This window comes from Streptomyces sp. TG1A-60 (genome assembly GCF_037201975.1).
Taxonomy (GTDB): Bacteria; Actinomycetota; Actinomycetes; order Streptomycetales; family Streptomycetaceae; genus Streptomyces.
The window spans coordinates 1,489,263-1,501,256 of record NZ_CP147520.1; the positions used below are offsets into that span (position 1 = coordinate 1,489,263).

General features: G+C 72.3%; 10 protein-coding genes and 2 pseudogenes. 5 read left to right on the top strand and 7 right to left on the bottom strand.

Annotated features, from left to right (window positions below):
- Positions 1 to 34 precede the first annotated feature (34 nt).
- Positions 35 to 1,045, top strand: a complete 1,011-nt coding sequence (locus WBG99_RS05935; protein ID WP_338895303.1) for a Gfo/Idh/MocA family oxidoreductase — start codon at positions 35 to 37, stop codon at positions 1,043 to 1,045.
- Between the two features lie 213 nt (positions 1,046 to 1,258).
- Here WBG99_RS05935 and WBG99_RS05940 read toward each other — a convergent pair.
- Positions 1,259 to 1,581, bottom strand: a pseudogene (locus WBG99_RS05940) (cytochrome P450); the annotation flags it as partial.
- A gap of 218 nt (positions 1,582 to 1,799) precedes the next feature.
- Between WBG99_RS05940 and WBG99_RS05945 the strand changes: the two are divergent.
- Positions 1,800 to 2,828, top strand: a complete 1,029-nt coding sequence (locus WBG99_RS05945; RefSeq protein WP_338895304.1) for an aldo/keto reductase — start codon at positions 1,800 to 1,802, stop codon at positions 2,826 to 2,828.
- Positions 2,829 to 3,116: 288 nt separating this feature from the next.
- Here WBG99_RS05945 and WBG99_RS05950 read toward each other — a convergent pair whose 3' ends face one another.
- The 4 genes from WBG99_RS05950 to WBG99_RS05965 are packed head-to-tail and all read right to left on the bottom strand — an operon-like array spanning position 3,117 to position 7,428.
- Positions 3,117 to 4,577 (bottom strand): aldehyde dehydrogenase family protein, encoded by a 1,461-nt coding sequence (locus WBG99_RS05950; RefSeq protein WP_338895306.1) that lies wholly within the window; start codon positions 4,575 to 4,577, stop codon positions 3,117 to 3,119.
- Positions 4,578 to 4,604: 27 nt separating this feature from the next.
- On the bottom strand, positions 4,605 to 5,120 hold the full coding sequence (locus tag WBG99_RS05955) for an SDR family NAD(P)-dependent oxidoreductase (RefSeq protein WP_338900236.1): 516 nt from the start codon (positions 5,118 to 5,120) through the stop codon (positions 4,605 to 4,607).
- Positions 5,121 to 5,137: 17 nt separating this feature from the next.
- Positions 5,138 to 5,776 carry a response regulator transcription factor gene (locus WBG99_RS05960; protein ID WP_338900237.1) on the bottom strand — a complete coding sequence of 213 codons (639 nt, stop codon included), beginning with the start codon at positions 5,774 to 5,776 and terminating at the stop codon, positions 5,138 to 5,140.
- The gene (locus WBG99_RS05965) at positions 5,773 to 7,428 is read right to left on the bottom strand and encodes an ATP-binding protein (RefSeq protein ID WP_338895307.1); all 1,656 of its coding nucleotides are present in this window, start codon (positions 7,426 to 7,428) and stop codon (positions 5,773 to 5,775) included. Before WBG99_RS05965 ends, WBG99_RS05960 begins: the two co-directional genes overlap by 4 nt.
- Positions 7,429 to 7,811: 383 nt before the next feature.
- Between WBG99_RS05965 and WBG99_RS05970 the strand changes: the two genes are divergently transcribed.
- Entirely contained in the window at positions 7,812 to 9,452 is a 1,641-nt protein-coding gene (locus tag WBG99_RS05970) for an AMP-binding protein (RefSeq protein WP_338895308.1), read from the top strand.
- A gap of 193 nt (positions 9,453 to 9,645) precedes the next feature.
- Here WBG99_RS05970 and WBG99_RS05975 read toward each other — a convergent pair.
- Positions 9,646 to 9,834 (bottom strand): annotated as a pseudogene (locus WBG99_RS05975) (GntR family transcriptional regulator); the annotation flags it as partial.
- Between the two features lie 45 nt (positions 9,835 to 9,879).
- The gene (locus WBG99_RS05980; protein WP_338895309.1) at positions 9,880 to 10,563 is read right to left on the bottom strand and encodes a 4-carboxy-4-hydroxy-2-oxoadipate aldolase/oxaloacetate decarboxylase; all 684 of its coding nucleotides are present in this window, start codon (positions 10,561 to 10,563) and stop codon (positions 9,880 to 9,882) included.
- Positions 10,564 to 10,850: 287 nt separating this feature from the next.
- Between WBG99_RS05980 and WBG99_RS05985 the strand changes: the two genes are divergently transcribed.
- Both WBG99_RS05985 and WBG99_RS05990 read left to right on the top strand, forming a co-directional pair.
- Positions 10,851 to 11,600 carry a PIG-L deacetylase family protein gene (locus WBG99_RS05985; protein ID WP_338895310.1) on the top strand — a complete coding sequence of 250 codons (750 nt, stop codon included), beginning with the start codon at positions 10,851 to 10,853 and terminating at the stop codon, positions 11,598 to 11,600.
- Positions 11,597 to 11,935 (top strand): hypothetical protein, encoded by a 339-nt coding sequence (locus WBG99_RS05990; RefSeq protein ID WP_338895311.1) that lies wholly within the window; start codon positions 11,597 to 11,599, stop codon positions 11,933 to 11,935. The genes WBG99_RS05985 and WBG99_RS05990 overlap by 4 nt, the downstream gene beginning before the upstream one ends.
- Positions 11,936 to 11,994: the final 59 nt, after the last annotated feature.

An 11,994-nucleotide genomic window follows, 5' to 3' on the forward strand; every position in this document is an offset into this window, starting at 1 on the left:
ACACGGCGGCTGGTGCGACCCCACTTTGTTTCCCATGCGCATCGGACTCATCGGAGCTGGTCGGATCGGTACCATCCACGCGACCACGCTCAGCCGCCACCGTGATGTCGGCTCTCTGATCATTACGGATGTCGACGCGGCACGAGCCCATGACCTGGCGGATCGCCTGGGAGAGACGGCGGCGCCGGGCGTGGACGAGATCTTCACCTGGGGTGTGGACGCCGTGGTCATAACGGCGGCGACCTCGGCCCACGGCGAACTGATCGGTCGGGCAGCACGCTCGGGGCTGCCGGTGTTCTGCGAGAAACCCATCGCCGTGGATCTGCCGGGCACCTTAAGCGCGCTGACCGAGGTCGACGCGGCCGGGACCGTGCTGCAGATGGGCTTCCAGCGGCGTTTCGACTCCGGCTACGTCACCGCGCGGGAGGCGGTGCGCTCGGGCCGGCTCGGGCGGCTGCACACCGTACGGGCGCTGACGGCCGACCAGACGCCGCCGCCCGCGGAGTACCTGCCGATCTCCGGGGGTATCTACAGGGACTGCCTGATCCATGACTTCGACGTCGTGCGGTGGGTGACGGGGCGTGAGGTCGCCACCGTGTACGCCACCGGGTCGGACGCCGGGCACCCGATGTTCCGGGAGGCGCATGACGTCGACACGGCGGCGGTCGTGCTCACGCTGGAGGACGGGACGCTCGTCACGGCCACGGCTGCGCGGGTGAACGGGGCCGGGTACGACGTGCGGCTGGAGCTGGCCGGGGAACTGGACACCGTGGTGGTCGGGCTGGACGACCGTACGCCGGTCGCGTCCACGGAGCCGAGCGGACCACCTCCGGCGGACAAGCCGTGGACCGGGTTCCTGGAGCGCTTCGCCGCCGCGTACGAGGCGGAGATCGCGGCGTTCGTCGAGGTGGTGCGCGGCGAGCGGGCGAACCCGTGCGACGGGCGCGAGGCCCTTCAGGCCCTGCGGGTCGCGGAGGCGTGCGAGTTGTCGCGCCTGGAGCATCGGCCGGTGAACCTGGGGGAGATCCCGGGCGGGCGGGACTAGTGCCGCGGCAGGCGGCGTCCGCCCGTGAAGGAGCGGCGTCCGGTGCGTGCTCTCGGTGTGCCGGCCGGACGTCCCCGCACTGGGCGTACTCGGGCTTTCGGCCGGTGCGGCGAGACGACCGGCTCCGCCGCCTGGTTCGGCAGCCCGGCTCCGCCGCCGGGTTCTGCGGCTCTTCGCCTGCCGAGGTGTCCCCCAGCCTCCCTCACCAGCGCAACGGCAGGTGAACTCCCGGGCTATCAGCCCGCGCAGCCGTGTGTGCTGGGGCGGGTCGGCGACCAGCTGATACTTGCCGATCAGCTCCTCGTCGAGGAGGGTCACCCCGGCCTTCGAGCCGTCCTTCGCCAGCCGGGGATCGGCGAGCGCCGCCCGCGCCTCCTCGTACCCCACCACGGGCCAGACCTCGTGGTGCGCGTCGGCCCTCGGCATGCGCACCCGGTGCACCGGCCGAGCGCCCGCAGCTCGGCGTACACGGGATACGGGTCTGCCGTGAACCGCGGCCCGTACTCCCCGAGATCCACAACCCGTGTGTGTCCCATGAGTTCCCCCTCGCCCGTACAACGCGCGGGTCCACGCGGGAGGGCCCGGTCCCACGCCCCGTTCGGCCTCCAAGAAGCGGTCGGATCACGGTCATCGGCCCACCGTTCGGGGGTCGGCGGTGGGGCTACCGTGATGATGCCCGTCCGGGACCGCCGCGTTGCCAGGGGCCGACCCGTTAGTGTCGGCCGGTACGGCATTCAACTGATGGAGGTTATGGGTGCGTTACCGACTCCTGGGCCGGACCGGGCTCCGCGTCTCCGAGCTCTTCCTCGGCGCCATGACGTTCGGGGAGCAGGGCGGGGTGGGGGCGCCCCGAAAGGAGTGCGCGCGCATCCTCGACGTGTACGGGGAGGCTGGCGGCAATGTGATCGACACGGCGGTCAACTACCGGGGCGGGGAGAGCGAGCGCATCGTCGGCGAGCTGCTCAAGGGGCGGCGCGACCGGTTCGTGCTGTCCACGAAGTACACCGTCTCGCGCGACGGCTCCGACCCCAACGCCGCGGGCAACCACCGCAAGAACCTCACGCTGTCCCTGGAGACGAGCCTGCGGCGCCTGGGCACCGACTACGTCGACCTCTACTGGGTGCACATCTGGGACCGGAACACCCCGGTAGAGGAGACGATGCGCGCCCTCGACGACGCCGTACGGTCCGGGAAGGTGTTGTACGTCGGTATCTCGGACGCCCCGGCCTGGGTGGTCTCGCGCGCCAACACCCTTGCGGAATGGCGGGGTTGGTCGCCGCTGTCGGCGCTCCAGGTGCCGTACAGCCTGCTCAACCGGGACATCGAGCGAGAACTGCTGCCGATGGCGGAGGCGTTCGGCATGTCGGTCGCGGCCTGGAGTCCCCTGCAGAACGGCGTACTGTCCGGCAAGTACACCCGCCCTGGAGGGATCGTGCCGGGCACCGCGACCCGACTGTCCGCCGAGGCGATCGGGGAGCGTGAGCGCGCGGTGGCGGGGGCCGTGCGGGCCGCCGCGGACGAACTCGACGCCACCCCCGCCCAGGTGGCCATCGCCTGGACCATGGCCCACTCCCCCGCCGTGCACCCCATCCTGGGCGCCCGCCGGGTCGAGCAGCTCATGGACAACCTCGGCGCCGCCCGGCTCGTCCTCTCCGAGGAGGTGCTGTCCCGGCTGGAGGAGGCCACCGACTTCCGCCTCGGATTCCCCGGCGACTTCATCGACGAGGCGTCGGCGTGGGTGTACGGGTCGGCGGGGCAGCGCGTGGTGCCGCGTACGGTCTGATCGGGCCTGTCGGTGGGTCGCCCTCAGCGCAGCCGTACCCCGTGTCGGGTGCGCAGGCGGCGCACTTCCCACCACGCGAAGGCCGTCACCGAGGCCGGGCCGCCGAAACAGCGCGCTCACGGCGAGGGCGGCGGCCACCCGGGCCACGCACCGGAAGGCCCGGTGCACGGCGAGTGTGAAGAGGGCGACGAGGGCGCCGCCGGCGGTGCTGGACACGAGAACCGGAAGGCCGAGTGACCGGCCGACCGGTCGGCCGCGTACCCGGCGGTCCGCCTGATCGTCGAGGGGTCAGGCGAGCGAGATGACGACCGACTTGGTCCTGGTGTACGCCTCCAGCGCCTCCGGCCCGGACTCGCGTCCGTAGCCGGACTGCTTGACACCGCCGAAGGGCACGGCGGGATCGAGCATGGCCCAGTCGTTGACCCAGACGATGCCGGCGTCGAGTCGCGCGGCCACCCGGTGGGCGCGGGCCAGGTCGGAGGTCTGCAGACCGGCGGCGAGTCCGTACGGCGTGCTGTTGGCGAGCGCGATCGCCTCGTCCTCGGTGTCGAAGGGCTGGACGGTCAGGACCGGGCCGAAGATCTCCTCCTGGACGGTGCGGGCGTCGTTGTCCAGGCCGGCGATGACGGTGGGCCGGTAGTAGTAGCCGCCGTCGAGTTCCATGCGCTCGCCGCCGACGACGATCCGGCCGCCGTCCTCGACCGCCGCTCTGACGTACCGCTCGACGTTCTCCAGGTGCCGCGCGCCGGCCATCGGCCCGACGACGGTTGCCGGGTCGAAGGGGTCGCCGACGGGGACCGCCGGCACCGCGTCGGCGAGGACGCCCAGGGTGGTGTCGTACAGGGACCGGTGGACCAGCAGCCGGGGTCCGCCCATGCAGAACTGTCCGGTGTTGAAGACGAAGCCCTTGATGATCGCGCCGATCGCCTTGCCGACGTCGGCGTCCTCGAAGACGATGTGCGGAGCGTTGCCGCCCAGCTCCATGGTGACCGGCTTGAGCCCTTCGCCGGCCGTGCTCGACGCCAGGCGGCCGACCCTCGTCGACCCGGTGAAGGCGATCTTGTCGACGCCGGGGTGACGCACCAGCGCCTCGCCGAGGACGGGGCCGCTGCCGGTGACGACGTTCACGACACCCGCGGGGACGCCGGCGTCGGTGAGGATCTCCGCCATCAGCAGCGCGGTGAGCGGGGCCTCGTCGGCGGGTTTGTGGACGAGGGTGTTGCCGACCGCCAGCGCGGGGGCGATCTTCGACGTGCTCAGGATCAGCGGGAAGTTGAACGGGGTGATGGCTCCCACCACGCCGATGGGCTCCCTCCGGGTGTAGGCGTGGGAGGGGATGGGGATCTGCCGGGTGGCCCCGTCGAGAGTCTGCGCCAGCGCCGAGTAGTACTCGTACGTCTCCGCCACGGTCTCCACGTCCACCGCCCGGCTGAACGAGACGGGCTTGCCGACGTCGAGGCTCTCCACCGCGGCGAGCTCGTCCGCCCGTTCGCGCACCAGATCGGCCACCCGGTGCAGCACACGGGCGCGCTCGCGGGCCGGCGTCCGGGGCCACGGCCCCGCGTCGAAGGCCTCGCGGGCGGCGGCCACCGCGACGGCGAGATCCGTCCCGTCGCCCTCCGCGACCGTGGTGACGACGGTGCCGGTGGACGGGTCGATGACGTCGCGCCGCTCCTTGGACTCCGCGTTCCGCCACTCTCCGCCTATGAACAGCCCGCCCGGTTCGATGTGTGGTCGCTGCACGCTCATGGCCCGCTCGCCCTCCCGGTGCGGCGCTCAGCCGTCACCGTGCTCACGCCGGTCGCGCCACTGCGGCCGGCTGGTTTTCGGATGATGGCCCAGCGGTGCCCGCCTGGACAGAGAGCCGGGAGACGAGCCCCGGAAGTAAGGACGAATGACGTATCCCGGGCACGACGTTCGGCCTTTCCGGCTCGGTCCGCTGTCCCACCGGACGGCGTCGGGCAACGGGCTCCCCCGCGTCGACCTCGCCACGAGGTCACCGACCCGGGGCATCGTCGCCACCGTGCGCGTCAGCGCGGTCGGCACGATGGGGTTGACGGTGACATCGGTCTTCGCGAGTTCGAGCGCCCAGGTGCGGGTCATCGCGACGATCGCGCCCTTGGACGCCGAGTACGCGGTCCGACCGAAGCTCGCGCGCTGCCCCGCCGGTGATCCCACCGGCCGGGGTCGGTACGGCGACTCCCTGAGCCTGGGAACGCCGGGTCCCGTGAGGATCCCGCTGATGACGGCATCCGCGGCCGACCTGTGTCCCGGCCGGTCCGGGACATCCATCGTGGTCGGCACCGCGGTCAGCCCCTCGGTGGCACCAGCCCCTGCCGCACCGCGAACAACGCCGCCTGGGTCCGGGAGGTGAGCCGGAGTTTGCGCAGGACGTTGCTCACATGGGTGCGGGCGGTGCGCTCGCTGATCACCAGTTCGTCGGCGATCTGCTGGTTCGACCGCCCCTCGGCGACCAGGACGAGAACGTCGCGTTCCCGGCTCGTGAGCGAGGCGAGCCCGGTCGGGGGCGAAACGATCTCCTGGGTGAGTCCCCTGGCCACCGCGGGGTCGAGGAAGACCTCACCCCGGGCGGCGGCGCGGATCGCGGCGACCACCTCACCCGCTTCGGCGTCCTTGAGCAGATAGCCGGCGGCCCCCTGGGCGAGCGCCGCGTGGACGCGTTCCATCTCACCGAAGCTGGTGAGCACCACGACCCGCAGGCCGGGGTGGCGCTGCTTGATCACGCCGATCGCCGTCGCCCCGTCCATCCTGGGCATGAGCAGGTCGATCAGCACCACGTCCGGCAGTTCCCGGTGCGCGGCCATGGCGTCGAGCCGGGTGAGGGCCTCCTGCCCGTCGGCCGCCTCCGCGGCCACCTCCATGTCGTCCAGGACCTCCAGATAGGCACGGATTCCGCGGCGTACGACGGCGTGGTCGTCGACGATCAGGACCCGGACGGGGCGGGGTTCGCCGCTTCGGGGAACGGGACCGTCGACGGGGCGCTCCGGGAGCCCTCCGAGTCCGCGGGCGGCGCCTGGGGCACCCGGACCGGAAGGGGTATGACGACCCGCACGGTCGTGCCGCTCCTCGCGCCGGATCTGATCCTCATGGTGCCGCCCCATCGCTCCGCCCTTTCCCGCATGGTCGTCAGTCCGTAGCCGTGGTGTCCGGCGGCACCGGCCGCCGCGCCGTCCTCGTTGTCCGGCGCGGCCCCTCGCCCGCCGGATTCCGCGACTCCGCGACCGTCGTCGCGGACAAAGGCGGTCAGTGTGTGGTCGCGTACGGCGAGGCGGATGGTGGCGGTGGTGGCCTCCGCGTGCTTGACCACGTTGTGGATGGCCTCCGCGACGATCCGGTACATGTCCTCGGCCAGTTCCGGTTCGACCGCGTCCACCTCCTCTCCGCACACCAGCCGGATACCGAGGCCCGTCCGGTTCTCGGTGCTCTTGACGAGCGTGGTCACCGCGTCCTCCAGCCCGAGCCGGAGGGAGGAGGACGGACGCAGTTCGTGCACCATGGCCCGGAGATCGGCGAGGACGGTCCGCGAGAGGGCCCCGACCTCGTCCGCGAAGGTCCGGACCGCTTCCGCGGGAACCACCTCGCCCCGCGCGCCCAGCACCCCCACGGCGTTGGCCTGCAAGCCGATGGAGAACACCTGCTGGACGATCGAGTCGTGCAGGTCGCGGGCGAGGCGCTGCCGCTCGTCGCGGCGGGCACCCTCGCGTTCCCGCTGGAGCAGCGTGGCGTGGTCGACGGCGAGGGCGGCCTGCTCCGCCATGGCGGCGAGGAACTCCAGTGTCCGGCCGCCGATCTCCTGCCCGGGGGCGAAGTAGGCGTTCAGCACCCCTTCGGGACGACCGCGCGCCATCAACGGAACGCTGACGAAGGAGTCCCAGTTCAGCTCGCCGAGGTAGCCGTGCAGCGGTTCCCAGGCCGGGTCCTCGCGGATCTGCGCCCACCGGTGCGGGACGACGATCGGCTTGCGCTCCCTCAGGGTGTCCAGCATGCACAGTCGGGCACCCCGGTCACGGCACTCCAGCAGACGGTCGAGGAACCCGTCCCAGTGCCGCAGCCCCGCGGAGCCCATCAGCCGCAGTTCCCGGCCGGTGCTGTCCAGGATGAGGATCTGCACGCCGGCCAGGCCGTCCGCCTGGACGATCTGCCGGGCCACGGCGTCCAGTGTCGAGCCGAGCGAACCCTCCGAGGCCAGTGCGATGGACGTCTGGGCGATCGCCGCGATCCTGCGCTGCCGGTGCCACTCGTCGGTGACGTCGCGGAACGACACCACCGTGAACTTCGGGTCGGCCGGCAGCCTGCGGGCCCGGTAGGCGAACTCACGCCGGGGCCCGGCGGGGGGCTCCCAGTGGGCCACCTGTTCGTCCGACCGGACTTCCAGGAGTCCCGCACGGCACGTGGCGGCCCCCTCCACCAGCGCGAACGGGGACGGCGCACCGAGCAGGTCGCCCTCCGTGCCCGCCTCCAGCAGCGCGGCAGCCGCCGGGTTCAGCCGTAGGAACCGGCCCGTGCAGTCCAGCACGGCGAGGCCGTCCGGCGCGGCGGCGGCGAGCTCGTCCCACCCCACGAGCGGCGACGCGGACATGACCGATCTCCTCATCGTCGACGACCGAAGAACCTGCCCCTGGAGGGATCCTTGAGCCCGGCCGGACCGACGCGGCCGTGGCACCGGGCACCTGAGCGGTAGGGCGCCGGTCGACCCGGGGACGAGGGCGACGCGCGGCCGGCCGGCCACAGCATCGTAGCCCGGCGGCTTCGGGGCGGTCCTACGTCATTCGACCTGTTCACCGGCGGGTCGAAGCGCCGAGCCGGTTCAGTCATTGCGCGCGTTCCACACGGTGAGGGCGTCTGCCTAGGTTGAGAAGGCGCCCCCGTGGACCGTTTCCCCGAGGGGCCCGCGAGGGCGCACGGGCGGCCGGCCCGGCCGTGCGGTCCGTCCAACCCATCGAGGACGAGGAGGTCTGAGACGTGGACGTGTCCATCGGCACGATCTGGGAGGCGGTCTGCCGCGCGCTGCCCGATGTCGTCGCCGTCACGGAGCCCGGTCGTGAGACCACGTACCGGGAGTTCGACGAGCGTGCGTCACGGCTGGCCGCCGCGATGGAGGAGGCCGGGGTGCGCGAGGGCGACACCGTGGCCTGCTACCTGTACAACGGCGCCACCTATCTGGAGACGGTCTTCGCCGCCTTCAAGCTCGGTGCCGTCCCGGTGAACGCAAACTACCGCTACACCGGCGAGGAGCTCTCCGAACTCCTGACGGACGCCGACGCGGCCGTGGTCGTCTTCAGCGGCGCCCTGGCCGGCCGGGTCACGCATGCCGCCGGCCATGTGCGCACGCTGAAGCTGCTCGTGCGGGCCGGGGCGCCGCCTGCCGACGGCCCGGCCGGCCCCGCCGTACCGGAACTGGAGGAGCTGCTGGCGGCGCACGAACCGCGTGAGCCGCAGCCGCGTCCCGGATCGGACCGGCTCTTCATGTACACCGGCGGGACGACCGGCAAGCCGAAGGGCGTGGTGTGGCGGCAGAGCGATCTGCTCCACTCCCTGGTGGTCCCGGTCTTCCATCCGCTCGGTGTCACCGAACTTCCGGCGACGCTCGACGAGGCCGTGGCCACAGCGGTCGAGGCACACCGCGAAGGCCGCGCGCCGACCACCATGCCCGTCGTGCCGCTGATGCACGCCACCGGCCTCTTCAACACCATGGGCGCCCTGATGGTGGGCGGCCGGGCGGTCACCGCGCGGCAGGGCGGACTCGACCCGGAGCACGTCTGGCGCACGGTCGCCGAGCAGCGGGTCGCGACGGTCATCGTCGCGGGCAACGCCGTGTGCCGGCCGCTCGTCGACGAGCTCGTGCGCGCGGAACGGGCCGGGACGCCGCACGACCTGGGCCCGGTGCGCAGGGTCCTAAGCTCCGGTACCGCTCTCAGCGATGTGCTCAAGCAGCGGCTGCACGAGCGCGCGGAGGTCACGGTCATCGACGCCATCGCTTCGAGCGAAGGGGGGCCCTTCGCCTTCGCGATCACCTCTTCGGTGGGAGACCTGCCCGCCCGCTTCTTCCCCGTGCCCGCGACGAGGGTGATCGGCGAAGGCGACCGGTTCGTCGAGCCCGGCAGTGACGACGTCGGGAAGCTCGCCTACCGCGGGCCCATGCCGCTCGGCTACTACAAGGACACCGAGAAGAGCGCGACGACGTTCCGCACCATCGACGGGGTCCGGTACGCGATCCCCGGTGATCTCGCCCGTCTTGAGGCCGACGGTGCGATCCGGTTCCTCGGACGCGGCTCGGGCGTGATCAACACCGGCGGGGAGAAGGTGCACCCGCAGGAGGTGGAGAACGTCCTGCTCTCCCACCCCGGTGTGACCGACTGTGTCGTCGTCGGCGTCCCCGACGAGACCTGGGGCGAGCGGGTCGGTGTCGTCGTGGCGGTGCGGGCGGACACACCCGTCACCGCCGGGGAGCTGCGCGACTGGGCGCGGCGGAGCCTCGCCGGCTACAAGGTGCCGCGCTCCGTGGTCCTGACGGACGTCCTGCCCCGGACCCCGACCGGCAAACTCGAAATCGCCTGGGCCAGGAAGACCGTCCAGGAGTCCGACGCGGGCGACGGAGTGTGACGGTCGGGTGCGAGAAGCCCTGACCGGCGGTGGCGCCGCCGTGCGGTCCACGCGGCACTCCTGCGGCGGCACCGGCCCGCCGCAGGTGTACGCCCCGTGCCGACTCGCGGGCGGCGATCAGGCCGTCCGCGACCATCCGCACCCCGGTGATCCGGACGGCCTCGGCGAAGCCGGTCTCCCGGACGCGTGCGCCGCGGTCGCGCTGGATCTCCACCAGCCCCCCCACCGCCGGCTGCCGAAGTGCCGACCTGACGCCGGCACGGCCGGCGCCGAACCGTCCGCGGAGGTCGGCCTCGTCCAGACGCTGTCGCGGCGCGTACGCACCGCGCGGCAGCGCGTCCCGGATCGCACCGGTGACGTCGGTCCCGACAGAAGCGCTCACGGTGCTCAGCCTCCGTCCGCACCACGTTCACCGTGGGAAGTCCGGTCAGTCCTGGTAAACGACGCCCAGGTCGGCGAGCTTGGCGCGCAGCCCGTAGTGGTCGACGCCCAGGGTTCCGGAGCGCAGCACCTCGCGGGTGGCCGCCTCCTTGGCGGTCCGCTTCTCCGCGAGTTCGGCCGCCTCCGCCGCCTGAGCGAGCGGTACGACGACCACGCCGTCGTCGTCCGCCACGACGACGTCTCCGGGCGCGACGGTCACCCCGCCGAGCGTCACGGGCACGTTGACCGAGCCGGGGGATGCCTTCACGGTGCCCTGGGCGGACACCGCCCGGGCCCAGACGTGGAAGCCCATGTCCCGCAGTTCGGCGGTGTCGCGGACACCGGCTCCCGTGACCAGGCCGATGACGCCCCGGGTGGCGAGGGACGTCGCCAGCAGTTCGCCGAACATGCCGTCCGTGGACGGCGAGGTGGTGGTCACCACGAGGACGTCCCCGGGCCGGCAGACCTCGACGGCCGCGTGGATCATCAGGTTGTCCCCCGGATGGGAGCTGACCGTCACCGCCGGTCCCGCCAGGCGCACGTTCCGCTGGTTCGGCCACAGGCCGGTTCCCGCGAAGCCGCGGCGGCCGATGGCCTCGTGGACCGTGGACACCCCCGCCTCGGCGAGCCGGGCGACGACGTCGGCGGCGGGCCGGGCGATGTTCCTCACGACGACATGGCGGTCGGGCATGTCTCCTCCGGGCTGCTCTGGACTGGTGTCAGGAGAATTACCGAAGTCGACACTATTGTCAACAGAAACGTTGGAGATATGGTGACTTGGGTCCGGTCGACCTGCTTCGTCCCGCCTCCGTCCGCCAAGTCCGTTCCGGGACACGGGACTTCGGCCGAGACACCCGAGATCCCCCACCCGGCACACCGGAGATCTCCGGCCCGGCACGCCACGGACCACCCGGCCGACTCCGGCCCGCACCCGGCGCCGTGCCACCCGCCCACTCCACTCGACCCCCAGGAGTCCTGATGAACCACGACACCTCCACTCCGTCCGAGGGCGCGCTGCTGGTGATCAGCGCGCACGCGGGCGACTTCGTCTGGCGGGCCGGCGGTGCCCTTGCCCTGGCCGCCGAACGCGGGCAGCGCGCCAAGGTGTTGTGCCTGAGCTTCGGTGAGCGCGGCGAGTCCGCCCGTGCCTGGCGGGACGGCCTGCGTCTGGACGAGATCAAGCAACTCCGCCGCACGGAGGCCACCAACGCCGCGAACGCCCTGGGCGCGGAGATCGAGTTCCTGGACGCCGGGGACTACCCCCTGCTGGAGACACCGGAACTGGTGGATCGCGTCGTGCGCGTGTACCGGGAGGTCGACCCCGCGGTCGTTCTCACCCACACGCTCGCCGACCCCTACAACGGCGACCATCCGGCCGCCGCCCGTATGGCGCTCCAGGCACGCGTGCTCGCCCAGGCGGTCGGCTACGACGCGCCCGGTGAACCCCTCGGCGCTCCCCCGGTGTTCTTCTTCGAGCCGCACCAGCCGGAGCAGTGCGACTTCAAGCCGAACGTCCTGCTGGACATCACCTCCGTCTTCGACAGGAAGCGCGAGGCGATGGAGTGCCTGGCCGCCCAGCAGCACATGTGGGACTACTACACCGACCTCGCCAAGCGGCGCGGCGTCCAGCTCAAGCGCAACGCCGGACCCAACCTGGGCCTCGCGCACGGGACCCTGGGCGAGGCGTATGTGCGGCTCTACCCGCAGACGACGGGTGTGCTGGCATGACGGCGCAGGACACGGCGGGCGCCCGCGCGGCCACGCACATCTGGGTTCCCTTCCGTGACACGTCCCTGTACGTGCGGTTCGCGGACGAGACCGACGGGGCGGACGCGACGGCCCGCACGTACGACCGCCGGAGCCTGCTGGCGGACGCCGCCTTCGAGGGCGCGTTCACCCGCGACGACCGCTACGGCGTACCGATGTGGCGCACCGACGTCCAGCGGCTGCACGCCGTCGTGGAAGCCCTGTGGAACGAGGACGACCGCCAGGTGCGGATCCATCTCGACCAGGCCCCGCGGCCCGTCGTGCGCGCCGGGGTGCCCGCCCCGCACGACGGATGACGTAGTCCCGGCCACGACCATGCGCCGCCCCGGTCCGGTCATTCGAGCGATGACCTGGG